Annotated in this window: 17 protein-coding genes; 11 read left to right on the top strand and 6 right to left on the bottom strand. The window is 73.2% G+C overall.

Features of this window, described 5'->3' with window-relative positions:
- Positions 1–142: 142 nt before the first annotated feature.
- The 4 genes from BA175_RS21710 (at position 143) to BA175_RS21695 (ending at position 11115) form a co-directional block, all read left to right on the top strand.
- On the top strand, positions 143–3754 hold the full coding sequence (locus tag BA175_RS21710; protein WP_069173180.1) for a hydantoinase B/oxoprolinase family protein: 3612 nt from the start codon (positions 143–145) through the stop codon (positions 3752–3754).
- A gap of 57 nt (positions 3755–3811) precedes the next feature.
- Positions 3812–5338 carry a hypothetical protein gene (locus BA175_RS21705; protein ID WP_069173179.1) on the top strand — a complete coding sequence of 509 codons (1527 nt, stop codon included), beginning with the start codon at positions 3812–3814 and terminating at the stop codon, positions 5336–5338.
- A gap of 70 nt (positions 5339–5408) precedes the next feature.
- A complete protein-coding gene (locus tag BA175_RS21700; protein ID WP_069173178.1) occupies positions 5409–6320 on the top strand; it encodes a hypothetical protein in 912 nt (303 codons plus the stop codon).
- Between the two features lie 64 nt (positions 6321–6384).
- Entirely contained in the window at positions 6385–11115 is a 4731-nt protein-coding gene (locus BA175_RS21695) for a hypothetical protein (protein ID WP_069173177.1), read from the top strand.
- A 121-nt stretch (positions 11116–11236) separates the two neighbouring features.
- Here BA175_RS21695 and BA175_RS21690 read toward each other — a convergent pair whose 3' ends face one another.
- Positions 11237–11698 (bottom strand): hypothetical protein, encoded by a 462-nt coding sequence (locus BA175_RS21690; protein WP_069173176.1) that lies wholly within the window; start codon positions 11696–11698, stop codon positions 11237–11239.
- Between the two features lie 461 nt (positions 11699–12159).
- Here BA175_RS21690 and BA175_RS21685 point away from each other — a divergent pair, with 461 nt between their 5' ends.
- The 4 genes from BA175_RS21685 to BA175_RS21670 are packed head-to-tail and all read left to right on the top strand — an operon-like array spanning position 12160 to position 16446.
- Positions 12160–14976: a nitrate- and nitrite sensing domain-containing protein gene (locus BA175_RS21685; RefSeq protein WP_069173175.1), complete on the top strand. Its 2817-nt coding sequence runs from the start codon at positions 12160–12162 to the stop codon at positions 14974–14976.
- Positions 14973–15413, top strand: a complete 441-nt coding sequence (locus BA175_RS21680) for a roadblock/LC7 domain-containing protein (protein WP_069173174.1) — start codon at positions 14973–14975, stop codon at positions 15411–15413. The genes BA175_RS21685 and BA175_RS21680 overlap by 4 nt, the downstream gene beginning before the upstream one ends.
- Before the next feature lie 9 nt (positions 15414–15422).
- On the top strand, positions 15423–15860 hold the full coding sequence (locus BA175_RS21675; protein WP_069173173.1) for a DUF742 domain-containing protein: 438 nt from the start codon (positions 15423–15425) through the stop codon (positions 15858–15860).
- Positions 15841–16446: a GTP-binding protein gene (locus BA175_RS21670; RefSeq protein WP_069173172.1), complete on the top strand. Its 606-nt coding sequence runs from the start codon at positions 15841–15843 to the stop codon at positions 16444–16446. The genes BA175_RS21675 and BA175_RS21670 overlap by 20 nt, the downstream gene beginning before the upstream one ends.
- Before the next feature lie 138 nt (positions 16447–16584).
- On the opposite strand, the gene BA175_RS21665 is transcribed toward BA175_RS21670, so the two are convergent.
- Complete coding sequence (locus BA175_RS21665; protein ID WP_069173171.1) at positions 16585–16932, bottom strand: DUF962 domain-containing protein; 348 nt, start codon at positions 16930–16932, stop codon at positions 16585–16587.
- 149 nt (positions 16933–17081) lie between these two features.
- A complete protein-coding gene (locus BA175_RS21660) occupies positions 17082–17888 on the bottom strand; it encodes a M15 family metallopeptidase (RefSeq protein ID WP_079159727.1) in 807 nt (268 codons plus the stop codon).
- Positions 17889–17963: 75 nt separating this feature from the next.
- Here BA175_RS21660 and BA175_RS21655 point away from each other — a divergent pair, with 75 nt between their 5' ends.
- Entirely contained in the window at positions 17964–18461 is a 498-nt protein-coding gene (locus BA175_RS21655; protein WP_079159775.1) for an NUDIX domain-containing protein, read from the top strand.
- On the opposite strand, the gene BA175_RS21650 is transcribed toward BA175_RS21655, so the two are convergent.
- A complete protein-coding gene (locus BA175_RS21650) occupies positions 18452–20815 on the bottom strand; it encodes a glycoside hydrolase family 31 protein (RefSeq protein ID WP_069173169.1) in 2364 nt (787 codons plus the stop codon). The genes BA175_RS21655 and BA175_RS21650 overlap by 10 nt on opposite strands.
- Positions 20816–21055: 240 nt before the next feature.
- Between BA175_RS21650 and BA175_RS21645 the strand changes: the two genes are divergently transcribed.
- A complete protein-coding gene (locus BA175_RS21645; protein WP_069173168.1) occupies positions 21056–23032 on the top strand; it encodes an acetoacetate--CoA ligase in 1977 nt (658 codons plus the stop codon).
- Between the two features lie 72 nt (positions 23033–23104).
- Complete coding sequence (locus BA175_RS21640; protein WP_069173167.1) at positions 23105–24067, top strand: hypothetical protein; 963 nt, start codon at positions 23105–23107, stop codon at positions 24065–24067.
- 89 nt (positions 24068–24156) lie between these two features.
- On the opposite strand, the gene ptsP is transcribed toward BA175_RS21640, so the two are convergent.
- Complete coding sequence (ptsP, locus tag BA175_RS21635) at positions 24157–25827, bottom strand: phosphoenolpyruvate--protein phosphotransferase (RefSeq protein ID WP_069173696.1); 1671 nt, start codon at positions 25825–25827, stop codon at positions 24157–24159.
- A gap of 100 nt (positions 25828–25927) precedes the next feature.
- On the bottom strand, positions 25928–26377 hold the full coding sequence (locus tag BA175_RS21630) for a PTS sugar transporter subunit IIA (RefSeq protein ID WP_069173166.1): 450 nt from the start codon (positions 26375–26377) through the stop codon (positions 25928–25930).
- Positions 26378–26805 lie beyond the last annotated feature (428 nt).

The raw sequence follows: 26805 nt of genomic DNA, 5'->3' as shown, positions 1-26805 counted from the left end.
GTCACCGTGCGTGCCTCCCGCGTCGGTGCGCGGTGCGGGCCGCCCCCGTCCGGCGGCCCGCCGAGCGGAGCTTCCCGAACACACCCGCCGACCTCGCGCACACGTCCTTCCTGCGGGAGCCCGTCCACGCCAGAATGGGGGGATGACCGGACGCTGGGAGTTCTGGATCGACCGCGGCGGCACCTTCACCGACGTCGTGGGACGCGACCCCGACGGGCACCTGGTCAGCCGCAAACTCCTCTCCCACGACCCTGACCGCTACCGCGACGCCGCCGTCGCCGGCATCCGGCTGCTGCTCGGCCTCGGGCCCCGCGAACCGGTGCCCGCCGACCGGGTCGCCGGAGTCAAGATGGGCACCACCGTCGCCACCAACGCCCTGCTGGAGCGGCGGGGCGAGCCGACCGTCCTTGTCATCACCGAAGGCTTCCGGGACGCCCTGAGGATCGCGTACCAGAACCGGCCGCACCTCTTCGACCGCCGCATCCTGCTCCCCGAGGCCGTGTACGACCGGGTGATCGAGGTCCCGGAACGGATCGACGCGAACGGCCGGATCGTGCGGCCCCTCGACCGGGCCGCCGTCGCGGAACGGCTCGCACAGGTGCGGGGGGAGGGTGTCCGCAGCGCCGCGATCGTCCTCATGCACGGCTACCGCCACCCCGACCACGAGAAGGCCGTCGCCGCGGAGGCCGGGGACGCGGGCTTCACCCAGGTCAGCTGCTCGCACGAGGTCAGCCCGCTGATCAAGCTCGTACCGCGCGGCGACACCACGGTCGTCGACGCCTACCTCTCCCCCATCCTGCGCCGGTACGTCGAAGAGGTGGCCGCCGAACTGAGCGGCATCCGGCTGATGTTCATGCAGTCCAGCGGCGGACTGCGGGAGGCCGCCCACTTCCGCGGCAAGGACGCGGTGCTCTCCGGGCCCGCCGGGGGCGTCGTCGGCATGGTGCGCACGTCCGAACAGGCGGGCTACGACCGGGTCATCGGCTTCGACATGGGCGGCACCTCCACCGACGTGTCCCACTACGCGGGCGAGTTCGAGAGGGAGCTCGGGACACAGGTGGCCGGCGTGCGGATGCGCGCACCCATGATGAGCATCCACACCGTCGCCGCCGGCGGCGGGTCGATCCTCCACTTCGACGGACGGCGCTACCAGGTCGGTCCCGACTCCGCGGGCGCCGACCCCGGCCCCGCCTGCTACCGCCGGGGCGGACCGCTCACCGTCACCGACGCGAACGTGATGCTCGGCCGGATCCGTCCCGCCCATTTCCCCGCCGTCTTCGGGCCGGACGGCGACCTCCCGCTGGACGAGGACGTCGTACGGGAGGGCTTCGAGGAGCTGGCCCACGAGGTCGCAACCGCCACCGGGCAGCCCCGCACCGCGGCGGAGGTCGCCGCGGGCTTCCTGGAGATCGCCGTCCTCAACATGGCGAACGCCGTCAAGAAGATCTCCGTCCAGCGTGGCCACGACATCACCCGCTACGCGCTCACGAGCTTCGGCGGGGCGGGCGGCCAGCACGCCTGCGCGGTCGCCGACGCCCTGGGCGTCGACACCGTCCTCGTACCACCGCTCGCCGGGGTCCTCTCCGCGTACGGCATCGGTCTCGCCGACGCCACCGCGATGCGCGAGCAGTCCGTCGAGGCCGAACTGAGCCAGGAGACCAGGACCCAGGTGGGCGCCCTCTGCGACGACCTGGCGAAGCGCACCCGGGCCGAACTCCGTGCCGACGGGATCCCCGACACGGCCATCGGCACCCGGTCACGCGTCATCCTGCGCTACGCGGGCACGGACGCCGGCCTGCCCGTCGACCTGGACACGGTCACCGCCATGACCGAGACGTTCACGTCCGTCCACCGGGCCCGCTACGGCTTCACGATGCGCAAGCCCCTCGTGGTGGAGGCGGTCACCGTGGAGGCGACCGGCACGGCCGGGCCGCCCGCTCCCCACCCTTCCGGCGAGCCCTCAGGCGGAGGCGCGACGCCACGCCCCCTCCGGACCGTGCGGATGTACATCGGGGGCCGATGGCAGGAATCCGGCCTGTACCGGCGCCGGGACCTACGCCCCTCGGACACCGTGACCGGCCCGGCCGTCGTCACCGAGGACGACGCCACCACGATCGTCGCCCCCGGGTGGCGGGCCGTCCCCGGTCCTGCCGGGCACCTCGTGCTGGACCGGGTGAGCCCGCGCCCCGAACGGACCGCCGTCGGCACCCGGGTCGACCCCGTCCTGCTCGAGGTGTTCAACAACCTCTTCATGTCGATCGCCGAACAGATGGGAGTGCGTCTGGAGAGCACGGCCCACTCCGTCAACATCAAGGAGCGGCTGGACTTCTCCTGCGCGCTGTTCGCCGCGGACGGCAGCCTCGTCGCCAACGCCCCGCACATCCCCGTACACCTCGGGTCGATGGGGGAGTCCATCCGGGAGGTGCTGCGGCGCAACGCGGGCTCCCTGCGGCCCGGCGACGTCTACGCCGTCAACGACCCGTACCACGGCGGCACGCACCTGCCCGACGTCACCGTCGTGACACCCGTGTTCGACGAACCGGAGGACGGACGGCAGCGCCGGCTGCGCTTCCTGGTGGCGTCCCGCGGCCACCACGCCGAGATCGGCGGGATCACCCCCGGATCCATGCCCGCCTTCAGCCGCACGATCCACGAGGAAGGCGTGCTGTTCGACAACTGGCTGCTGGTACGCGACGGCGAGCTTCGCGAGGCCGAGACCCTGGAACTGCTCACCACCGCCGCGTACCCCTCGCGGGACCCCGCCGCCAACCTGGCCGACCTGCGCGCCCAGATCGCGGCCAACGAGAAGGGCATCGCGGAACTTCGGCGCATGGTCCGGCAGTTCGGACAGGACGCCGTCGAGGCCTACATGGGCCACGTCCAGGACAACGCGGAGGAGTCCGTACGCCGGATCGTGGCCCGGCTCGACGACGGAACCTGCCGTTACCGGACCGACAGCGGCGCGGTCATCGAGGTCGCGGTGACCGTGGACCGCGCCGCACGCAGCGCCGTCCTCGACTTCACCGGCACCTCACCGCAGCAACCCGGCAACTTCAACGCCCCGACATCCGTCGTCATGGCAGCCGTGCTGTACGTCTTCAGGACGCTCGTCGCCGAGGACATCCCGCTCAACAGCGGGTGTCTCAAGCCCCTGGACGTACGCGTCCCGGAGAGGTCCATGCTGGCACCCGTCCACCCCGCGGCGACCGTCGCGGGAAACGTGGAGACCTCCCAGGCCGTCACCGGCGCCCTCTACGCGGCTCTGGGCGTCCAGGCGGAGGGATCGGGCACGATGAACAACCTCACCTTCGGCAACGAGCGCGTCCAGTACTACGAGACGGTCGCGAGCGGATCCGGGGCCGGTGACGGATTCCACGGCGCCGACGTCGTGCAGACCCATATGACCAACTCCCGGCTCACCGACCCCGAGATCCTGGAATGGCGGTACCCGGTCCTGCTGGAGAGCTTCGGGGTGCGTGCGGGCAGCGGCGGAACCGGCCGGTGGCACGGCGGGTGCGGGGCCGAACGCAGGCTCCGCTTCCTCGAACCCGTGACCGTCGCCCTGCTCTCCGGACACCGCCGGGTGGCACCGTACGGCATGGCGGGCGGCGGACCCGGAGCCCTCGGGGACCAGCACATCGAGCGGGCCGACGGGACCCTCACCCCCCTGAACGGCTGCGACACCGCCGAACTGGACACCGGGGACGTGCTGGTGCTGCGCACCCCGGGCGGGGGCGGCTACGGGGCCCCGTAGCCGGTCGCTTCTGCGCCGTTTCGACCGTTGTCGGTCCGAGGACCTAATCTGTGCAGCGTGACTTCGCCCGCCGACACCGACACGGCTCCGCCCCAGCTCAGCGCCGGACCGCGGCCCGCCCCGGGCCCCGCCGCCGACGAGGGGCTCTCGCGTCGGCTGCGCGCGCTCGCCTGCACCGCCCCGCTGCACGACCTCGACGTGCGCAAGGCGAATCTCGCCGGCGAGTACACGGTCTACGCGATGGCCGAGGTCGCCCTCGCGGCGATCGATCTGGTCACGCTCACCATGGATTTCGACACCGGCGCCGACCACGACCAGATAGTGGCCAGACTCCTCCCGCGGGTGGCGGCCCAGGCGCCCGGCAGACCCGTCGCCGAGCACGAACGGGTCGCCCGCTGGGTGCTGGAGAACCTGATCAACGTGGGCAGCGTGGACCGCGGCTTCCGTGCGGTGTACGGCACCTTCGGACCGGACGGCGTCTACGTCCGCAGGGACTACGACTTCAAGCTGGTCGAGGAAGTACCGGGCCACGGCGGCAGCGTCTATCTCCGGGCCACCGACGAGGCGGTCAACGTCCTGGTCGGCGCGCTGGACACGGACGTCACCAGCGCACAGATCGCCGCCGAGGTGAAGCTGGAGGTCCTCGTCAGCCGGGGACGCCTCGCCGACGCCCAACTCGCCGCCGAACAGGCCCGTTACCGCACCGTGCAGTACGCCGAGACGCTCCGCAGGACGCTCGAGGCGACCCGGCGCAACGTCCGTGCCGTCGACTGGCTCCACGCCGTCCCCGACATGATCGCCGAAGCGCTCGACCACGTGGCCGACCGCTACCGCCACGAGAACGCGATCCTCACCAACATCCGCAAGGCCAGGGACGAGGCCGGGGAGCCGGAGAACAAGCGGCGCGCCGCCGAACTCGTCGACATCGTCAAGGACTGCATCCGCCGCCACACCCAGCTCCAGTCCAGGCTGCTGGAGGCCGGACCGCTCTTCCGCGCCGAACAGGACCGGCAGGCGTTCGCCGCCCCCACGGCACGCGGCGGACCCGACCTGTACGGACAGCTCCTCGCACCCCTGCTGCCGCTCCCCCTCGAACAGGCCAGCCGGGCCACCGACGCCTTCTTCGCCCACGGCACAGGACTGCGCACCCCCTCCTCGGCCCGGCTCGGCGACCTCGTCGACATGCTGCTCATGCCACCGGTGGAGCGCGAGCACCTGGGCGCGGAGATGCCCGAACCCGACCTCGTCGCCACCCCCGACGACAGCAGGTTCAGCGAGGAGCAGCTGGCGAACGCCATGGAACTCCTCGACCTGGAGCACGACGCGCCCCGCAGGCTCTCCGGACTCCTCGCCGACGCCAGACGCCGCGACCCCGACCTGCCCTACCTCGTCGCCCTGCTCGCGGTGCACGCGGCGAGCCCCCCGGTCGGCACCGCCTACCGCCAGGGCGAGCGCCGGCTGCTCTTCGCCGTCGACGACGGCACCCCGCTCGAGGACGCCGAGTTCGGCGGGGCCGACCTGATAGTGGGCACGGCACTGCTGGACGCCGCGGGCATGGCCGCGGACCGGAAGGACGCCTCGTGACGGCCCCCCGGCCGGCCACCGCCTTCCCGCCGCACCCCGAGCACCCCACCCGTACCGAGGAGTCCCCGAGTTGAGCGAGCAGTACGCCGAGCACACCGAAGCGTGGGACGAACCGTCGCCCGCACCCGCCGACGGCGCCGCACCACCTGCCGCTCCGGCCGCGGTCACCCCCGCGGACGCGGCCGACGCGGCCCGGCTCGTCTCCTTCGGACTGCAGCCCAAGCTCCTGCCGGCCCGCGATGCCACGTATGCCGACCTGCTGCGCCGCTACCGCGAGGAGCCGGCCTTCGCCCGGCTCGCGGACGCCGTCGCCACCGGGCTCGGACTCATCGTCCTGGAGGTCTCCACCCGTGCCGGGATGGCGGTGACCGCCGCGGAGGACTCGGTCTTCGCGGTGCGCATGGGCGACTACGCCCGGCGGGCCTCGTCCGACGCCGCCGACCGCTTCCTGCACGGGCTGGCCCACCTCGCCGTCGCGGCCATGGCCTTCCCCCGCCCCGAGGACCTCGCCGACGACGCGTACATCGGCCGTATCACCGTCAACGGCGTCGACGCCTTCGTCCGCCAGGCATGCCACCGCCTGGAGGAGCGCGCCGAGCAGCAGGGCGACAACACCGACCCGGCCACCGACGCCCCCGGACTGGAGTCGGGGTGGCGCATCTACGCCCGCCGCAGTGCCACGGGCGCCACCAAGGACGCCCGCAGGCTCGCCGGTTCCACCACCGGCATCATCGGCAAGGCCGTCGCCTTCCTCACCGACTCGGGATTCCTCCAGCGCACCGGGGACGACGCGGGCGGCGCGTACCGCACCACAGCCCGCTACCAGCTCCAGGTTCGGGACATGGCGGCCGGCGCCGCCATGGCCGAACTGCTGGAACTCGGCGTCGTCCCGGTCACGGACGGCTCCGCCACCCTGCTGCCCCCGCCCGACGCCGACGGCCTGGAGCTGGCCGCCGACGCGGGGCTGCCGTTCCACTCCTGACCCCGCCCCGCCCGCTGCCGGAGCAGCCGTCCCCCCGCCGCCCGAACCACGAGAGTCCGCCGCCATGTACGAGTTGTCCCGGGTCCGCCTCTACTCCATCGGGCCCGCCGGTGCGCGCTACGCCGACACCGTGCTCGACCTGCGCGGAGTAGGGGAGCCCGTGCCGCGCCCCGCCCCGGCCCAGGCGGAGTTCTTCGAGGACGAACCCGTAGGCCCGCCACGCCGCCCGGCGCCCGCGGGGGTGCTCTTCCTGGAGAACGGCGGCGGCAAGTCCGTCCTGCTCAAGCTGATCTTCTCCGTGATGCTGCCGGGGCACCGCAACACCCTGGGCGGGGCCAGCTCCGGCGTCCTGCGCAAGTTCCTGCTCGCCGACGACTGCGGGCACGTCGCCCTGGAATGGCAGCACACCCTCACCGGTGAGTGCCTCGTCGTCGGCAAGGTCAGCGAATGGCGCGGACGCCAGGTCTCCAACGACCCCCGCAAGTTCGCGGAGGCCTGGTACTCCTTCCGCCCCGGCCCGGGCCTCAGCCTGGACAGTCTGCCGGTCGCCGAGGCCAGCGCCGTGGGCCGGCCCGCCGAGGGCGTCTCCGGCGCCCAGGGCAGGCGCCGCACGATGAAGGGCTTCCGGGACGCCCTCACCGACGCGGGCAAGTTCTACCAGCACCTCGACGTGCACTGGGAGGAGATCCACGACCGCTGGAACGAACACCTCGGCGAGCTCGGGCTCGACCCCGAACTCTTCCGCTACCAGCGTGAGATGAACGCCGACGAGGGCGAGGCCGCCGGACTCTTCGCCGTCAAGAAGGACTCCGACTTCACCGATCTGCTGCTGCGCGCGGTCACCGACACCCGCGACACCGACGGTCTCGCCGACCTCGTCAGCGGCTTCGGCAACAAACTGGGCCGTCGCGCCGAGCTCACCGCCGAGCGCGACTTCACCGCCGGCTCAGTCGAACTGCTCGGCCGGATCGTCGACGCCACGGCAACCAGGGCCCGCAGCCGCGACATCCACGCGGGTGCCGAGCGGCGCACCCGCACCCTCGTGCGCAGGCTCTCCGCCCGCGCCGAGGAGGAACGCGGCCGCACCGCGGAGCTCGCCGAGCAGGTCACCGCAGCGGCCCGCACCGTCACCGAGGCCGAGGCGGACCGCGGCCGGCGTGCCCTGATCGCGGCCGAACTGGCCTACCGGCACGCCTCGCTGGCCCTGACCGCCGCCGAGAAGGGAGCGGGGGCACAGCGCCGCGAACTGGGCGAGGCACGCACCCTGCACGCCGCCTGGCAGGCCGCCGAGGCGGTCCTGCGCCACCGTGCGGCGGCGGACCGCTCCGCACGCGTCGCCGTGGCCATCCGGGAGGCCGAGCGTGACGCGGCCCCCGCCCTCGCCGCCCGCGCCACGGCCGCCGCCGACCTCGTACGCGCCCTGCACACGGCCGCGGAGGCGGGCGAGCGCCTGGCCGACGAGGAGGAGGAGCGCTCCGCCACCCTCCAGGTCACCGGCGAGACGGCCCACCGCGACGCGACCACCGCCGCGACCGAGGCCCAGCGCGCCCGCAGCGAGGCCGGGCACCTGCGCCAGCGCCTCGCCGAGGTCGAGCAGGAGACCGCCGAAGCCGTACGGGCGGGCTGGCTCGACGACACCGCGCCGGACGCCGACCCGGCCCGCGCGGCGCTCGCCGCGAACGACGCGGAGCAGTCCGCGGTCGCCGCCTGGGACACCGCCAGGGAAGCCGCCCGCGCCGCGGCCGACCACGCACGGGAAGCCGCCGCGGCCGAGAGCCGCGCCGAACTCGGCGCCGCACGCGCCGCCGACGCCGCCCAGGCCGCCGAACAGTCGTACGAAGCCGAGCGCAGGGCCGCCGAGTCGATCGCGGCCGACCACCGCCTCACCGACCTGCTGGGTCTGCCGGGCGCGCCCGGTGCCGGCCTGCCGGGCTCCCGCCGGTCCGCCGCCGATACGGGGGAGACGGACGGGAGCGCACCGCGCGGGGCGGGCCCCGCCGCCCACGACCCGCACGCGCTCACCGCCGAGGAATTCGACGCGGCCGCCGACGAGCTGCGAGAACTCCTCGACCAAGGCGTCGCGTCCGCCGAACGCAGGCTCTTCGACCTGCGGACAGCGGCCGCCGACGACTCCCGCATCCTCGGGGCCCTCGGTGACGGAGGACTGCTGCCGCCCGGCCCCGACGTCCTGGCGACCGTCGAGTACCTCGGTGAGCACGGCATCCCCGCACTGCCCGGCTGGCGCTACCTCGCCCAGGCCGTCGACCCCGCGGACCACGCCGCCGTACTCGCCGCACGCCCCGAACTGGTCGACGGCGTCGTCATCACCGACCCGGACGCCCACCTCCGCGCCCGGGAGGTCCTGGCCGCCGCCGCGCTGCTGCCCCGCTCCGCCGTCGCCGTCGGCACGGCCGCCGCGCTCCTCGCTCCCGTGCCGGCGCCCGGCACCGGCAGCGGGAGCGGGAGCGACGATGTGTTCCTGGTCCCGCCCAACCCGGCGATGCACGACGAGCACGCCGCCGACGAGGAACGCCAGGCCCTCAGGACCCGGGCCGCCGCCCGCGACGAGGACATCCGCACGCTCGCGGCCCGGCTCACCGCCGACCGGGCCCTCGCCGCCCGTATCGCCGCGTGGCGCGCCGACTGCCCGCCCGGCATGCTCGGCGAGCTCGCCGAGGGCGCCCGTACCGCCCGCACCGCCGCCGAGACCGCCGAAGCCGTTCTCGCCGAGGCCCGCACCGTCCGCGCCGAGGCCGACGAGGCGGCCACCGACGCCACCCGGGTCCGCGAGGAGCGGCAGGAGACCGCCCAGCGCGCCCGCCGTGCCGCCGACGCCCTCGCCGGTCTCGCCCACCGCCTCCGCGACCGCGCGGCCTGGCAGGCCCGGCTCCGCGAACTCACCGACGAGGCGGCCGAGTCCGAGGCACGCGCCACGGCCTGCCTGGAGCGCGCCCGCGCCGCGGACGAGGACCGCCGGGCAGCTCAGCGCGCCGCGGACGACGCCCACCGCACCGCCCGGGCCCTGCGGGCCGAGCGTGCCGAGATCGCCGGCGCCCCGGAGACCCTTCCGGAGCCGGCGGCGGGCAGCGCACGCACCTCGCTGCCCGCCCTGCGCGAGGCGTACCGGGCGGCCTCCCAGCTCTACGAGAAGGTCGGCGTCGGCGCCGACCTGCGGGCCGAGCAGGCCCGTGCCGAGAGCGACGAGAGCGCCGCCCTGGCCGAGCTGGACCGCCTCACCAACAAGGTCCGTACCCGCGCCGCCCAGCTCCTCGAAGGCACCGACGGCGCCGACGGGCCCTCCCGGCAGGCGGCCGCGGCACGCGCGGAGAGGCTCGTCCAGCTCCTGGAGACGCGGGCGTCCACGGCCAGCGAGCAGCTCGGCAGGCTGCGCGGGGAGGCCGAGCGGCTCGCCCCCGGCGACGACGCGCCCCACCACACCGAGCTCCCCGCGGACCTCTCCCCGGCCGACGCCGACCACGCCCAGCACCTGCTCCGCACGGCCACGGCCGAACTGGCCTCCGCCACCGAGGCCCTGGACACCGCCCGCGCCGCCCACGCCGAACTCCTGCGCGCCCACCGGACCGCCGAGGACTCCGCCGGCGGGTTCGACGAGACCGCGGCCCTCCTGCGCGACCTGCTCAGGGACCACGGCACGGACGACGGAGCCGAGGACCCCGTCCCGTACACCGGCACCCTGGAGGAGGCCCGGCAGTCCGCCGCCGAGGCCCGCCGCTCACTGCGCGGCTGCGCCACCGAGCTGTCGGCGGCGGAGAGCTCCGTACGGGAGGCGAGCGACGTGCTCGTACGCCATGCCAACTCCACCCGCTACGAACAGGTCCGGACTCCGGCACGGCAGCAGATCAGGGAACTGCCCGCGGCCGCCCTGCCCGACCACGCGGAGAAGTGGGCGACGGCCTTCGCCCCCCGGCTGCGCGTCCTGACCGACGAGCTGGCCCAGCTCGAACGCAACCGCGACTCCATCGTCGACCGGCTGCGCGGTCTCGTGGAGTCCGCCCTCACGACTCTCCGTTCCGCCCAGCGGCTCTCCCAGCTCCCCGAGGGACTCGGCGAATGGTCCGGGCAGGAGTTCCTCCGGATCCGCTTCGAGGAACCCGACCAGGCCACCCTCACCGAACGGCTCGGCGAGGTCATCGACGAGGCCACCCACGCGGCGCTCAAGAAGAACTCGGACCTGCGCCGGGACGGCATGTCCCTGCTGCTGCGCGGCGTGCAGGCGGCCCTGCGGCCCAAGGGAATCGCCGTGGAGATCCTCAAGCCGGACGCGGTACTGCGCGCCGAGCGGGTCCCGGTCGGACAGATGGGGGACGTCTTCTCCGGCGGTCAGCTGCTCACCGCGGCGATCGCCCTGTACTGCACGATGGCGGCCCTGCGCAGCAACGACCGGGGGCGCGACCGGCACCGGCACGCGGGAACGCTCTTCCTCGACAACCCCATCGGCCGGGCCAACGCCACCTATCTGCTGGAACTGCAGCGCGCCGTGGCCGACGCGCTGGGCGTCCAGCTGCTCTACACCACCGGGCTGTTCGACACCACGGCCCTCGCCGAGTTCCCGCTGGTCATCCGGCTCCGCAACGACGCGGACCTGCGGGCCGGACTGAAGTACATCAGCGTCGAGGAGCACCTTCGCCCCGGGCTTCCGCAGCAGGACCCCGAGGGGGAGACCGTCCACGGGGAGATCACCGCGACGCGCATGTTCAAGCGGTCCGCGCAGACCTCCGAGACCGGAGGCGGTGCACAGGTCCCGGAGATGCGTACGGAGACGGCACTCCACTGACACGGACCCCCGCCCCACCCGGCCGGCCACCCCGGGTGGGGCCCCGCGCAAGCCGGGGACCGGCGGCCCCGCCCGGACAGGACACCGCCGCTCCGCTCCCCGGCCGCCGGTGCGTGCGCTGTCAGGCCCGGGAGAGCCCGCCCGCTCCCCGGCGGCGTATCCGGGCTTCCTTGCGGGCCCGGCTCCGGGCCTCGCGCCGGGCAGCCCGCCGCTCGCGGCGCATCCGGCGAGCCGTGCTGCTCGGCACCGAGACCACGCCGTGCCGCTGGTTCCACACCTGCCGGGTGACCCACACGTCCAGCACCGACCACGTGGCCACCACCGTGCTGGCCACCCCGCTGACCACCATGGGAAAGGCGAGCCACGAGCCCGCCAGCGTGCACAGGAACGCCACCACGGCCTGGATGATCGTGAGCGACATGATGAGCACGGCGCGCACGGCAGCCGTCCGCACCGGATCAGGCATCCGCCGTCGCTCCGCGGGTTCCTCCACCCACAACTGCCGAGGGACCCGTGCCCTGCCCGCCGGTTCCGGCGCCGCGGCTGCCGCCCGCACCCCACTCCGGCGCTCGTCCGTTTCCACAGACCTTCAACTCCCCACCACTGTCGGACCGAAGGGTGGCTGCCCGGCTTGCGCCCGTTCTACGCGGGCGGTGCCCGCCGACGCGCCGCACGAGCCCCGTCCTGTCCTCTGCCCCGTACAGAGGGACGAACGCAGGGCGAGGAAGATTCCCGGGAACGTACGCAATCGGCCCCGCGAGGTCGCGGACCGCACACTTCCGGCCAACTGACTCACGCGGGTACGCGGCCGACGGTCCGGCGCTCTCTGTCGCTTTCGCGAATTTCTTCGTAGGGAATACCAGGACAACTGGTGGTCAACTCCGGGATCTACGGCCGAAAAGCGGCCGGAAGCGCCGTCGAGTTACCCGTAGGTCAGTAGTAGGCTCGCGCCGTTTGTTGACGGAACACCGACGGACCTTCGGTGAACCACCACGGAGCACCGGACAACCACCCCCGCGGTGCGGGGTCGAGCTGGGGGAGGCCATGCGCTTTCGCGGGAAGTCCATCCGCAGGAAGATCGTGGCGTTGCTCCTGGTGCCGCTCCTCTCACTCACGGGCCTGTGGGTCTTCGCCACCTACATCACCGGGCGCGAAGCCGGTGCGCTGATGGGCGCGAGCGCCATCGTGGAGAAGGTCGGCCACCCGCTGGAGGAGACCGTCCGCGCGGTGCAGGGTGAACGCCGCCAGACGCTCGTCTTCCTCGCCGACCCCCGGGCCTCCGACGCCCTGCCCCTCCTGCGCCGGCAACGCGCGGCGACCGACCGGGTCGTGGCGGACGTCCGCCGGAGCGCCCGGCGCGACGACATCCGCGACGCCCTCAGCGCGGACGCCGAGTCGAGGCTCGACTCGATCCTCGGCGAGATCGACGGACTGGACGCGCTGCGCGACTCCGTCGAGAAGCGCACCATCGACCGGACCAGGGCGCTCGACTTCTACAACGGCCTCGTCGACCCCTGCTACCGCTTCCTCAACGGTCTCCACACGCGGGAGAACGTCTCGATGGACAAGCAGGTCCGGGCCCTGGTCGGCGTCTCCCGGGCCAGGGAGATGCTCTCCCGCGAAGACGCCCTGATCACCTCGGGGCTCGTCGCGGGACGGCTGGGCGCCCCCGAACTCCGCGCCGTGTCCGACCTCGTCGCCAACCGCGGACTCCTGTACGAGGTCAACCTCGAGCTCCTGCCCGCGGCCGAACGCACCCGCATGGAGCAGTACTGGGGCGGCCCCGACACCGAACCGCTGCGCACCACCGAACAGCAGCTCATCGCGGCCGGCCCGTTCAGGAAGACCGGTGCCGTCGACGCCGTGCGCTGGCAGGAGGTGGCCACCCCGGTCCTGGACAGCCTGGCCCACGACGGCACCGAGATGTCCCACCGCTTCCAGGACCGGGCCGAGCCCGCCGGCTACCGCGTCCTGATCAAGGCCGGAGTCGCCGGCGTCCTCGGCTTCGTCGCCCTGCTCGTGTCCGTCTTCGTGTCCGTGCGCGTGGGACGGGAACTCATCCGCGACCTCTCCCGGCTGCGCAAGGACGCCCACGAGGTGTCCGGGGTGCGGCTGCCCAGCGTGATGCGGCGGCTTGCGGCGGGTGAACAGGTCGACGTCGAGACCGAGGCCCCGCACCTCCATTACGAACGGGACGAGATCGGCCAGGTCGGCCAGGCACTCAACACCCTGCAGCGGGCCGCCGTCGAGGCCGCCGTCAAGCAGGCCGACATGCGCCGCGGGGTCTCCGAGGTCTTCGTGAACCTGGCCCGGCGCAACCAGGTGCTCCTGCACCGCCAGCTCACGCTCCTGGACACCATGGAGCGCCGTACCGAGAACAGCGACGAACTCGCCGACCTCTTCCGCCTCGACCACCTCACCACCCGCATGCGGCGCCATGCCGAAGGCCTGGTGATCCTTTCGGGCGCGGCCCCGTCCCGCCAGTGGCGCAAGCCCATCCAGCTGATGGACGTCGTACGTGCGGCGGTCGCCGAGGTGGAGGACTACGAACGGATCGAGGTCCGCCGCCTGCCCAGGATCGGCGTGGGCGGCCCCGCGGTCGCCGACCTCACCCACCTGATCGCCGAACTCCTCGAGAACGCCACCATGTTCTCGCCCCCGCACACCGCGGTCCAGGTGCACGGCGAACGCGTGGCGAACGGCTTCACGCTGGAGATCCACGACCGGGGCCTCGGCATGGCCCCGGAATTCCTGCTGGACGCCAACCTGCGCCTCGCCGAGACTCCCGACTTCGAACTCTCCGACACCGACCGGCTCGGCCTCTTCGTGGTCAGCCGGCTCGCCCAGCGGCAGAACGTCAGGGTCTCCCTGCAGACCTCGCCGTACGGAGGCACGACCGCCGTCGTCTTCATCCCCGCACAACTGCTCACCGACGCACCGGACGTCCACGGCACGGGCTTCCGCCTCGACCGCCGGGCCGAGAAGGCCATCGGCGGCCGCCGGGACGGCGCGGTGGACGGCGCCGGCAGGTCCTCCGGGCTCGGGCCGGCCCCCAGCGGTCCCACCGACCCGGCGGTCCTCGACGGCCCCGTGGAGCTCGAGGGCCCGGTGGGCGGCCTCGGCCTCGACGACGCGGCACTCGACCGGGCACTCGACCCGGCCCTGGCCCCCGTCCTCGACGGGGTGTCGGACCTGGAGGACACCGAGAGCGAGCGCGGAGGTATCTTCCGCGCCCGTGACCTGCGTCGGGACGACGACCGCGAACAGCATCAGCAGGCCGGCGACCGGACGGACGGGCCCATGGCCGACGTCCGCCCCATGCGTCCCTCGGGCCCGGCCCCCCTGCCCCGTCGCACCACGCCCACGCTGGTGACCGACAGGGGCCGCCGGGTCGGCGAGCCCGGCCGCTCCCATCCCACGCCACCGGACGACTCCCCGGTCCGCCCCGCGGGCTTCCCGGGGTCCCCGGGCCGCGTCCCCGCACCCGCGGCCCCCGGGACCTCCCGGCAGGCCCCCGGAGCGGGCGAGGGCTTCGCGGCGCCCGCCGACGAGCCGGCGGCCCGCCCGCCGCAGCGCGGCTCCGCCCCCCGGCCGGCCGCACCGGACACGGTGGGCGGGCTGCCCCGCAGGGTCCGCCAGGCGAACCTGGCCCCACAGCTACGGGAGGACTCCGCAGGACGGACCCCCGGCAACACCCCCGCCGTCACCGACGAGGACCTCGAACGTGACGCGGACGACGTACGCAATCGCATGGCTTCGCTTCAACGCGGCTGGCAGCGCGGCCGTCGGCAGAACGCCGAGGACGGGACCGGCCACGGCGAGACAGCACCAGGAACGACTCCGGGAGGGGACGGTCGATGACCGCACCGAACGCCGCACACCGCACCGCACGCCAGGGCTCCGGCGAACTCGACTGGCTCCTCGACGAACTGGTCGAGCGCGTCGCGAGTATCCGCAAGGCCCTGGTGCTGTCCAGCGACGGCCTCGCCACCGGCACGTCGCAGGACCTCACCCGTGAGGACAGCGAACACCTGGCTGCCGTCGCCTCCGGGTTCCACAGCCTCGCCAAGGGAGTCGGCCGCCACTTCGACGCGGGCCGCGTCCGGCAGACCGTCGTCGAGCTCGACGACGCCTTCCTCTTCGTCACGGCGGCCGGTGACGGCAGCTGCCTCGCCGTCCTGTCCGACTCCGACTCGGACGTCGGCCAGGTGGCGTACGAGATGACCCTGATGGTCAAGCGCGTGGGGGCCCACCTTGCCAACTCCCCCCGGACGACCGGTACGCCCGCCGGAGGGTGAGGGGATGGCATGAGCGCCGACTCCGTCCGGGACGCCGCTTCCGGTCCGCCGCAGGCTCCGGCGGCCGCTGATCCCTCCCGCTGGTACGACGCCGAGGCCGGCCCGGTGGTCCGCCCCTACGCGATGACCCGGGGGCGGACCAGCAGCGCGTCCCGGCACCGTCTCGACCTGATCGCGCTCGTCGTGCCCGAACCCGCGGCCGACGATCCCGGCCGTGACCAGACGCTCTCCCCGGAACACGTGGAGATCGTCGAACTGTGCAGCGACATGCCCCAGTCGATCGCCGAGCTCGCCTCCGGACTCGACCTCCCCGTCGGGGTGGTCCGCGTCCTGGTGGGTGATCTCGTCGAGGACGAACTGGTGCACGTCACCCGTCCCGTTCCGCCGGCCGAACTGCCGGACGTGAGCATTCTTCGCGAGGTGATCAATGGCCTTCGGGCGCTCTAGCCGCAGGAAGCGGCCCGTCGAGCCCGTCACCCTGAAGATCCTGGTGGCGGGTGGCTTCGGCGTGGGCAAGACGACACTCGTGGGGGCGGTCAGCGAGATCAGGCCGCTGCGCACGGAGGAGACGCTGAGCGAGGCGGGCCGACCCGTGGACGATCTCGCCGGGGTCGAGGCCAAGAACACCACCACGGTGGCCATGGACTTCGGGCGGATCACGCTCAGAGAGGATCTGGTCCTCTACCTCTTCGGGACACCGGGCCAGGACCGCTTCTGGTTCCTCTGGGACGAGCTGGCCCAAGGCGCCCTGGGGGCGGTGGTGCTGGCCGACACCCGTCGGCTGGAGGACAGCTTCGCGGCGGTCGACTACTTCGAGCGCCGCCGGATCCCGTTCGCCGTCGCCGTCAACCTCTTCGAGGGCGCCGAGCAGTTCCCCGTCCCCACGGTGCGGGCGGCACTCGACCTCGACCCCGAGGTGCCGGTGCTGCTCTGCGACGCGCGCGACCGCCCGTCCGTCCGGGATGTGCTGGTCGCGGTCGTCGAACACGCGCTGGCGCGGGCCGACCTGCGCCGGGAACCCGCCAGGGCCTGAGTACCGGCGGCACCGCACACGGCCCGTACCCCCGCCGACCGGGGTACGGGCCGTGTGGACGGCACGTACGGGCGACGGCCGTGGCAGGAGTGTTCACCCTGGCTGACGGCCCGTCAATCCTGCGCGGCGGTAAGGGTCTCAGGTATTCCGGGCGAGCCACCCGGCCGCCGTCTCCGCCAGCTCCCGGTCCCGCCCCGCGAGCATCGTCCGGATCATCCGCACGTCGCCGCGCAGCGACCACACGGGGTGCCCGAACGTCGCCGGGTTGTTCCTCTCGATGAGCAGATGCGCGGGCCACGCCGTGCCGTACCCGATCAGCGGCAGTGCCGCGGCGTACCGCTTACGGCCCCGCGCGAGCCCGTAGGCGGTGACGGCGAGGCCGGTCAGCGTCCCCGTCAGATGGACCCACCGGGTCGCCGCCCTGGAATGCATGGCGACGTAGTAGGGCCAGAACTCCTCGAACGAAGCGAACGTCTGTTGTGGCATGAGGGCACCGTAACGGCTGATCCGGCAACCGGATACGGCAGTTCCGCGTCCGAGAGGGAGAACGGGTGGCCGGAGCCCACGGGGGTGGTCCCGGCCACCCGTTCCCCTGCCCGAGGCCCCCCCGGTCGGGCCGCCTCCGAACCGGGGCGTCAGTGGCCGGCGACCGAACGCCGGGCGACCGGGAAGTCGAAGTACGTGTCCGGGAAGGGCTCGGGCTTGTACGTGTAGTGCCACCACTCCTCGGCCAGGTTCACGAAGCCGAGGCCGGCGAGCGTCTCCTTGAGGAACTGCCGGTTGGCGCGTTGCACCCCCTGTACCCGTGGGTCGTCGGTGTGCGACAAGGTGTCGAAGCAGTCGTAACCGGTGCCCATGTCGACCGAGTTGTCCGGGAAACGCTCGTCCTGCGGCGCGTAGCAGGGTGCGAGGTCCTCGCCCGGCACGTAGGGGCGGGTGGGCTGCGCGGGCAGTTTCACCAGCGTCAGGTCCACCGTGCTGCCCCGGCTGTGACCGGATTTCTCGGCAATGTAACCGTCCTCGAACAGACGCGTCTTGTCGACGTGCGGATAGAACTCGCCCTTCATGGCCTGGTCGTCGAGATCCTTCGCCCACCGCACGAAGTGGTCCACCGCCCGCTGCGGCCGGTAGCAGTCGTACACCTTGAGCGAGTACCCCCGGCGCAGGAGCGCCGTCTGGGCCGTGTGCAGCGCACGGGCCGCGGGCCGGGTCAGGACACAGACGGGCCGGCGGTAACCGTCCACCGGCTCCCCCATGAAGTTGTGCGCGGTGGTGTACCGCATCTCCGTGATGATCGTCGGATCGACGGACCGCAGGTCGACGAATTGCCGGGGAGCCTTGGGCTCCGGCTTCGCCACGGCCGCCGGAGCGGCGGCGGTCACGGTGAGCAGGGCGGCGGCAGCGGCGGCCGAGGCGCGGAGCATGGAAGCAATTACTGTCATGGGCACACCGTCTATCAGTTCCGGGGCCGCAGGAGAAGAGTGATCGGATACAGTCCGCCCGTGAAGGACCTGCCCGTGAAGGACTCCCACTGCGGCTTCTGCGGAGCTCCGTACGCCGACCACGCCTGGCCCCGCACCTGCACGTCCTGCGGCCGCACCGCCTACCGCAATCCGCTGCCGGTGGCCGTCGCCCTGCTGCCCGTCACCGGCCCCCAGGGCCCCGGACTCGTCGTCATCACCCGCACCGTCCCGCCGCATCGGGGCGGCCTCGCACTCCCGGGCGGATACATCGACGACCGCGAGGACTGGCGCCACGCCGTCGTACGGGAACTGCGCGAGGAAACCGGTATCGAGGCCGACAGGACGGACGTGCGGCTCGCCGACGCCCTCAGCTCACCCGACGGCCACCTCCTGCTGTTCGGTCTGCTCCCGCCCCGGCCCGCCGACACCCTCCCGCCCTCCGCGCCGACGGACGAGACCGCGGGCCACACCCTGCTCCACGCCCCCGGGACCCTCGCCTTCCCCCTGCACACGGAAGCCGTACGCGCCTGGTTCGCCGGCCGCTACCGCTGACGCGCCGACGGCAGTCCCCGCACACGGACCGGATACGGCACCCGCTCCCCGCCGTCCCGCTCCACCACCACGCACCCGTCCACGAGCCGCGACGTGTACCGCTCCACATCCGCCCGCGCCCACCCGTCACCCACGTCACCCACGACCGTGCCACCCCCGGTCCGGCCCGCCACGGGCGCCCAGACCTCCAGTTCCGGCCGCCCGTCCGCACCCCGTACCAACAGCACGGAACCCGCCCGCGCCAGCACCGGGATCCGGGACACGGGGGCATCCAGCACGACCCGCCCAGGACCCTCGAACGCCTGGCCGGTGACCGTGTCGTACCAACGCCCTTCGGGCAGCCGCACGCTTCTCCTGTCCACCCCGCTCTCCAGTACCGGGGCCACCAGCAAGGCGTCACCCAGCAGAAACGCGTCCTCGCAGTCCCGCAGCGCCCGGTCCCCGGGCGCCTCCCACCACACCGGCCGCACGTACGGCGCGCCCGTCAGGCGGGCCAGCTGCGCCAGCGTCCCGAAGTACGGGCGCAGCCGCTCCCGCTCCTCCAGGGCCGACCTCGCGTGCGCCAGCACCTCCGGGCCGAACTCCCACGGCTCCCGCCGCCCCGTCCCGAGGGCCGCACGCGTCCGGAACAAGGGAAGATACGCGCCCAGCTGGAACCACCGCAGGTACAGCTCGGGCGACGGTGTGCCCTCCGACCCCCCGACGTCGGGCCCCGCGTACGGCACCCCGCACAACCCGAGACCGAGGACCATGGCCAGCGAGGCCCGCAGCCCCGGCCACCCGGTGCCCACCTCCCCCCACGTACCGCCGTAGCGCTGCATCCCCGCCCACCCGGAACGGGAGAGGAGGAACGGCCGCTCGTCCGGCCGCAGCCGGCGCAGCCCCTCATGACCGGCCCGCGCCATGGCGAGGCCGTACACGTTGTGCGCCTCGCGGTGATCCCCGCCCCGCCCCTCCAGCGAGTGCCGTGCCGAACGCGGCAGCGACGGATCGCCGAACGCGGCGAACGACACCGGCTCGTCCCCGTCGTGCCACACCCCGGAGAATCCCTGGCCCAGACAGTCCTCGTACCACGTCCCCCACCACTCCCGCACCTGCGGATCGGTGAAGTCCGGATGGACGCACTCGCCCGCCCACCCCTCGCTCCGCACCGGACGGCCCCACGCGTCCCGGACGAACGCGCCGGCCGCCCCCACCGCCGCTCCGGCGTCGAACACCGCGTTGCCCGGCGACGCCCGGACCGCCGGATCCACCACCGCGACCAGCCGGACGCCCTCCTCGTACAGCTCCTTCGCCAGCCGGGGCAGACCGGGAAACCCGCCGCGGTCCACCGTGAACACCTGATGGCCCGCCAGGTGGCCGCGGCCCAGATGCAGCCCCGAGAGCGGCAGACCACGCTCCCGGTACCCGGCCACGACCTCCCGGACCTCGCGCTCACCCCCCGCGCCCGGCCTGGCGTGCTGCGGACCCAGCGCCCACGAAGGCGGCACCGCGGGCGCACCGGTCAGCGCGGTCCAGCCCTGCAGCACCCTGGCCGGCGTGCCGACGACCACCCAGCACCGCAGCGGACCCCCCTCCATCCGCACCTCACAGGTCCCCGGCCGGTCATGGCCGGAGCCCGCGCCCTCCTCGCCCTCGCGCAGCGTCACCCGGCCCGGCCACGTGCTGTCGTGGAACGCCAGATGGGTGCCGGCGTCCGACACCACCACCTGGACCGGCATCGTCAGCGACCCCGGATCCTCCCCGTACCCGGACGGGACGCCCGTACCGGTGTTCCACAACCGGTACGACCCCTCCCGAAGCCGCGGGCCCCCCGCCCGCGCGCCCAGCCCGAAGAACCGCGCGTCGGCCGGCACCTCGGACTGCTGCACCCACCGCGCCACACCCCCTTCCACGGGCTCCCACCAGCGCGGCGGCAGCTCGCGGCGCAGCAGCACCCCACCCGGGGTGCGCAGCTCCACCGCCCCGCGCCGCGACACCGCCACCGTCAGCCGCTCCGACACGACCTGCCAGCCACCGTTCGTGTCCGGCTCCAGCTCCGCCCGCGGATCCGGCTCCGGCACGTCCTCCGGCACCGCGTACGACGGCAGCGGCCCGGCGCCGTCCCAGGACCAGAACACCGCGCCGCCGGCACACACCCGGATCCGCAGCTCCGAGCGGGCGAACCGCACCGTGCCCCCGCCCGGCCCCGGCTCCGCACTCACCAGCAGGCCGGGCACCCGCGCACGCTCCGCACCCCGCCGAACCGGCGCCCGCGCGTCCACGCGCCGGCGCCGCCAGGCCGAACGCAGCGTACGCATCCCCCGTACGGAACCGACCAGTCTCACCGAGCGCACCAGGTCACGACCATCCATGCGGGCCACCCTGCCATCCGCCCGGCACGGAACGGACGCCGTTCAGCTTCCGTTCATCTGCGCCCGCACCGCACCACCCACCTGTGGCCGCACCACACAGCCGGACACGCGGCCATGGGAGCTGGACCCTGGTGCGAAAGACGATCACATGGCATCGTCCGGGATGCCGCTCACGCGCACACCCCAGCCCGTGCGCGCGACGCACGCACACCCGCGTACCCGAAAGGCCAGGGAGCCCCCATGACCTCAGCAGCCGGCGAAGCCCCCCTCTGGCAGCCCGACCCCGAACGCGTCGAGGCCGCTGCCGTCACCCGCTTCCAACGCTGGGCGGCGGGCCGGTACGGGGCACCGGCCGACGGCGGTTACGCGGCGCTGCACCGCTGGTCCGTCGACGAGCTCGACAGCTTCTGGGCGGCCGTCGCCGACTGGTTCGACGTACGCTTCTCCACCCCGTACGAGCGCGTGACCGGCGACCGCTCCATGCCCGGCGCCCAGTGGTTCCCCGGCTCCACCCTCAACTACGCCCAGCACGCCCTGCGCACCGCCGACGACCCGCTGCGCGCGGACGCCCCCGCCCTGGTGTACGTCGACGAGACGCACACCCAGGTCTCCGTCAGCTGGTCCGAGCTCCGGCGCCAGACCGCCTCGCTCGCCGCCGAACTCCGCGCCCTCGGTGTCACCCCCGGCGACCGGGTCAGCGGATACCTGCCCAACATCCCGCAGGCCGTCGTCGCCCTCCTCGCCACCGCGGCGGTCGGCGGCGTATGGACCTCCTGCGCCCCCGACTTCGGCGCCCGCAGCGTCCTCGACCGCTTCCAGCAGGTCGAGCCCGTCGTGCTGTTCGCCGTCGACGGCTACCGCTACGGAGGCAAGGAGCACGACCGCGCCGGCACCGTTGCCGAACTCCGCCGCGAACTCCCCACCCTGCGTGCCGTCGTCCACATCCCGCTCCTGGGGACGGACGCGCCCGAGGGAGCCCTCGAATGGTCCGCCCTCACCGCCTCCGACCCCGAACCGGTCTTCGAACAGGTCCCCTTCGAGCACCCGCTGTGGGTGCTGTACTCCTCCGGCACCACCGGACTTCCGAAGGCGCTCGTCCAGTCGCAGGGCGGCATCCTCCTCGAACACCTCAAGCAGATCGGCCTGCACTGCGACCTCGGCCCCGAGGACCGCTTCTTCTGGTACACCTCCACCGGCTGGATGATGTGGAACTTCCTTGTCTCCGGCCTCCTCACCGGCACCACCGTCGTGCTGTACGACGGCAGCCCCGGCCACCCGGACATCAGCGCCCAGTGGCGCGTCGCCGAACAGACCGGCGCGACCCTCTTCGGCACCTCCGCCGCCTATGTCATGGCGTGCCGGAAGGCCGGCGTTCACCCCGGCCGTGACCACGACCTCAGCCGTGTCCAGTGCGTCGCCACCACCGGCTCCCCCCTGCCGCCCGACGGCTTCCGCTGGCTCCACGACGAGGTGGCCGACGACCTCTGGATCGCCTCCGTCAGCGGCGGCACGGACGTGTGCAGCTGCTTCGCCGGAGCGGTGCCCACCCTGCCCGTGCACATCGGGGAACTGCAGGCCCCCTGCCTCGGTACGGACCTGCGGTCCTACGACCCCGCGGGCGAACCACTGATCGGCGAGGTCGGCGAGCTCGTCGTCACGAACCCGCTGCCGTCCATGCCGATCCGCTTCTGGAATGACCCCGACGGCAGCCGCTACCACGACAGCTACTTCGACATGTACCCCGGCGTCTGGCGCCACGGGGACTGGATCACCCTCACCGACCGAGGCTCGGTCATCATCCACGGCCGATCCGACTCCACGCTCAACCGGCAGGGTGTGCGGATGGGATCCGCCGACATCTACGAGGCCGTGGAACGGCTCCCCGAGATCCGGGAGTCCCTCGTCGTGGGCATCGAGGAGCCCGACGGAGGCTACTGGATGCCGCTCTTCGTCCACCTCGCTCAGGGCGCCACGCTCGACGACGCACTCCGCGACCGCGTCAAGCGGACGATCCGCGAGCACCTGTCCCCGCGCCACGTACCGGACGAGATCATCGAGGTCCCCGGCATCCCGCACACCCTCACGGGCAAGCGCATCGAGGTGCCGGTCAAGCGGCTCCTCCAGGGAGCAGACCTGGACAAGGCGGTCAACCCGGGCTCCGTCGACAACCTGGAACTCCTCCACTTCTACGAAGCACTGGCCCGCGAACGCCGCTGACCCGCCGGAAGGCCGTTGTCAGTCCCCCTGATTACGCTGAGTGAGCATCGATCACCATGCACAGGGGGACTCATGGCGTACACCGGGCGGACGAAGAACACGGCCGAGCCTGTCGGGCGGGCCGAGCACGGCAGGCGGACCGGCCACGGGCGGCACCGGCCCGGCACCTCCCTGCGACGCACGCTGCGCCGCGAAGCGCCCACCACCGTCGGCCTCCTGGTCGACGCCGAGGACTTCGCGACGATGCGCCGCTACCGCAGCTTCGCCTTCGACGACCACACCGTCTACCTCCAGCAGGTCGAAGGCCTGCTCAGGACACTCGCCGCGCAGGGCATGCACACCACGGTCGCCCTCTTCGACCCCGAGGACTACGCGGACTTCTGCCGGGAATCCGGCCTCGACCCCGACGAGCGCGGGAGCCGCAGCCGCTTCACCGCCGAAGTCGCCGCCACGGGCGCCACCGTGGCGTACACGGGCCAGCCCGTCGACGCACTGATCACGCTGCTCGTCTCCCGAGCCGTCCGCCGGGCGACCTGGGAGTACGCCACGATGCTCCTGGCCGGCCTCGGGGACTGCGCGGACTGCGGACAGGACGTCGGGCGCGCCGCCTTCGACCGGGCCTCCCACCTCCTGGCGAGGCTGCTGGAGACGGCCGGCGCCGGCACCCACCACGTGGTCTGCAGCACCCCCACGGAGCACGAACAGCTCCTCGCGGTCCTTCACCTCACCCAGGAGACGGGCGGCCACGCCCGTCCCGATGCCTCGGAGGGGACCGAGTTCACCACCGTGCTCGCCGTGGGCGTCGCGCTCGGCGCCCCGGCCGGTGTCGTCCTGCGCACCAGCGTCCCGCACCGCCCGGACCGGGTGCACGGCTGGCGCCTGGCCCGCGGCGGTCTCGCCCCCCTCACGGCCGGAGAGGTCTTCAGCGCCTACTGCACCGATGCCGGCACGGGCGAAGCCGTACCACCGGAGCCCGGCGTCGAGTACCTCGCGGGTTTCGACCTCGGCGCCGACGAACCGGGGGAGCACCCCTGACACGCCGAAGGGGGCTCCCGCCGTGACCGGCGGAAACCCCCTTCCACTCCGGAGACGGTCGGCGCGCGCCGCGCGCCGACCGTCCGGACCTATTCGCCCGACAGCACCGCCTGGGCGGCGAGGCGCGCCTCCTCGGCGGAGTCCGCCGCCCGCGCGGCGGACGCGGCGCGCTCACACTGCGCCAGCGTGTGCTTCGCGAGCGTCGCGCGCACGTAGGGGATGGACGCGGCACCCATGGAGAGGGAGGTGACGCCGAGTCCGGTCAGCACACAGGCGAGCAGCGGGTCCGAGGCGGCCTCACCGCAGACACCGCAGCTCTTGCCCTCGGCCCTGGCGGCTTCGGCCGACAGCGCGACCAGATCCAGGAGGGCGGGCTGCCAAGGGTCCTGCAGCCGGGACACGGCTCCCACCTGACGGTCGGCCGCGAAGGTGTACTGCGCCAGGTCGTTGGTGCCCAGCGAGAGGAACTCCACCTCCTGCAGGAGGGAGCGCGCTCGCAGTGCGGCGGACGGGATCTCCACCATCGCACCGAACTTCGCCTCCAGCCCGGCCTCCCGGCAGGCGTCCGCGAACGCCCTGGCGTCGGCGCGGTCGGCCACCATCGGGGCCATGACCTCGAGGTACACCGGCAGTCCCTCGGCCGCCTTGGACAGCGCCGTCAGCTGGGTGCGCAGGACGTCGGGGTGGTCGAGCAGACTGCGCAGACCGCGGACACCGAGCGCGGGGTTCGGCTCGTCCGCCGGGGTCAGGAAGGCCAGCGGCTTGTCCGCCCCGGCGTCCAGCACGCGCACCACGACGCGCCCCTCGGGGAACGCCTCCAGCACCGCGCGGTACGCGGCGACCTGCTTCTCCTCGGACGGCGCCCGCTCGCTGTCGTCCAGGAACAGGAACTCCGTACGGAAGAGCCCGACGCCCTCCGCCCCGGCCTCCACCGCCGCGGGCACGTCCCCGGGGCCGCCGACATTGGCGAGCAGCGGAACCTTGTGACCGTCGGACGTGGCGCCGGGACCGGTCGTGGCGGACAGCGCCGCCTTGCGGGCCGCGGCGGCGCTCCGCATCTCCGAGCGCTTGCTCTCGCTCGGTTCGACGAAGATCTCGCCGGTGCTGCCGTCGACCGCGACGACCGTGCCCTCGGCGATCTCCCCGGCTCCGGGGAGGGCGACGACCGCCGGCACACCGAGCGCCCGGGCGAGGATCGCGCTGTGGCTGGTCGGCCCGCCCTCCTCGGTGACGAAGCCCAGGACGAGCGCAGGGTCGAGCAGCGCCGTGTCCGCCGGAGCCAGGTCACGGGCGATCAGGACGTACGGCTCGTCGCTGTCCGGCACGCCCGGCATCGGGACACCGAGCAGCCGTGCGACGATCCGGTTCCGTACGTCGTCGAGGTCGGCGACCCGCCCTGCGAGGTACTCCCCGGCGTTGGCGAGCAGCGCCCGGTAGGCGGCGAACGCGTCGTACACGCCCCGCTCGGCGGTGCTGCCCACGGCGATACGGCGTTCCACATCGGCGATGAGCTCGGGGTCCTGCGCCATCATGGCCTGGGCCTCGAGCACGTGCTGAGCCTCGCCCCCCGCCAGATTGCCGCGTGCAATCAGGTCGGCGGCCACAGCTTCCACAGCCTGGCGGGCGCGCCCCTGTTCGCGCTCGGCCTCCTCCGCGGGAATCTGTTTGGCGGGCGGCTCCAGGACCGCCGTGCCCATGTGCCGAACCTCGCCGATCGCCACCCCGTGGCTCACGCCGACGCCTCGCAGCGTTGTCTCCATTTCACCCGTCTCCGATTGTGCGGCGGCGGCGCCGCCGCGGTGGATGCCCAACTGGCCGATTACCGCGACTCCTGGTCGGCGTGTTGCTTCGCCGAGGGTGTCACTGCCAGCCGAACAGGGTCTCGCCGGCCTTCACGTCGCCGTCCTCGAGGACCTCGGAGAGGGAGTCGGCAGTGGCTTCGAGCGCCACGACCGGACAGATCGCCGACTTGCCGGCCGCCTCCACGCCTGCCGGGTCCCAGCGCACGATGCCCTGGCCACGGGTCACCGTGTCCCCCTTGTTGACGAGGAGCTCGAAGCCCTCGCCGTTGAGCTGGACCGTGTCGATGCCGAGATGCGTGAGCACCCCGTGTCCCCGGTCGTCCACGACCACGAAGGCGTGCGGGTGCAGGGAGACGACGATGCCGTCGACCGGCGAGACGGCCTCGGACGGCTCGCGCACCGGGTCGATGGCGGTACCGGGTCCCACCATCGCGCCGGAGAACACCGGGTCGGGTACCGCGGTGAGTCCGATGACGCGGCCGGCAAGAGGGGACGTCACTGTGGTCATGGAGAGCCTCCCAGGGGGCGGAGATTTCTGTGTCGCCGCCGTACTGACGAAAGACGGCGTACTGGTCAGCAGAGTAAGTCATATGAAGTCCCGGTTCCGCCCGAGAGCAACCGGTTGACAGAGCGACGGCGCACCGCACGGGATTTGCCTCGCCGCATCGGTGCCTGTACTGTCGTACTCCTGCCTGGCCCCAACGCGACCTCGAGTCGGGGGACGGCAGCGACTCCCAAGCGCAGACTGTATCTCCGACTGTGGTTCCGCATGCCTGCGGGGCCTGGTCAGGGAATAGGGAAATTGCTGATAGAGTCGGAATCGCCGGAAAGGGAAACGCGAAAGCGAGGAACTGGAAAGCAGCCCGCTTCGACCGGGAATCGGACGCGAAAGAGTCTGATAGAGTCGGAAACGCAAGAACGAAGGGAAGCGCCCGG

The sequence above is a fragment of the Streptomyces griseus genome, from assembly GCF_001715295.1.
Taxonomy (GTDB): Bacteria; Actinomycetota; Actinomycetes; order Streptomycetales; family Streptomycetaceae; genus Streptomyces; species Streptomyces griseus_G.
The sequence above is the reverse complement of the archived record's forward strand: the minus strand, read 5'-3'. Positions and strand labels throughout refer to the sequence as shown.

Bases quoted from the DNA above. Each gene is read 5' to 3' on its own strand.
- BA175_RS21710 (WP_069173180.1), top strand. From the start codon at position 143: ATGACCGGACGCTGGGAGTTCTGGATCGACCGCGGCGGCACCTTCACC.
- BA175_RS21695 (WP_069173177.1), top strand. From the start codon at position 6,385: ATGTACGAGTTGTCCCGGGTCCGCCTCTACTCCATCGGGCCCGCCGGT.
- BA175_RS21685 (WP_069173175.1), top strand. From the start codon at position 12,160: ATGCGCTTTCGCGGGAAGTCCATCCGCAGGAAGATCGTGGCGTTGCTC.
- BA175_RS21680 (WP_069173174.1), top strand. From the start codon at position 14,973: ATGACCGCACCGAACGCCGCACACCGCACCGCACGCCAGGGCTCCGGC.
- BA175_RS21675 (WP_069173173.1), top strand. From the start codon at position 15,423: ATGAGCGCCGACTCCGTCCGGGACGCCGCTTCCGGTCCGCCGCAGGCT.
- BA175_RS21670 (WP_069173172.1), top strand. From the start codon at position 15,841: ATGGCCTTCGGGCGCTCTAGCCGCAGGAAGCGGCCCGTCGAGCCCGTC.
- BA175_RS21665 (WP_069173171.1), bottom strand. From the start codon at position 16,932: ATGCCACAACAGACGTTCGCTTCGTTCGAGGAGTTCTGGCCCTACTAC.
- BA175_RS21660 (WP_079159727.1), bottom strand. From the start codon at position 17,888: ATGACAGTAATTGCTTCCATGCTCCGCGCCTCGGCCGCCGCTGCCGCC.
- BA175_RS21650 (WP_069173169.1), bottom strand. From the start codon at position 20,815: ATGGATGGTCGTGACCTGGTGCGCTCGGTGAGACTGGTCGGTTCCGTA.
- BA175_RS21645 (WP_069173168.1), top strand. From the start codon at position 21,056: ATGACCTCAGCAGCCGGCGAAGCCCCCCTCTGGCAGCCCGACCCCGAA.
- BA175_RS21640 (WP_069173167.1), top strand. From the start codon at position 23,105: ATGGCGTACACCGGGCGGACGAAGAACACGGCCGAGCCTGTCGGGCGG.
- ptsP (WP_069173696.1), bottom strand. From the start codon at position 25,827: ATGGAGACAACGCTGCGAGGCGTCGGCGTGAGCCACGGGGTGGCGATC.
- BA175_RS21630 (WP_069173166.1), bottom strand. From the start codon at position 26,377: ATGACCACAGTGACGTCCCCTCTTGCCGGCCGCGTCATCGGACTCACC.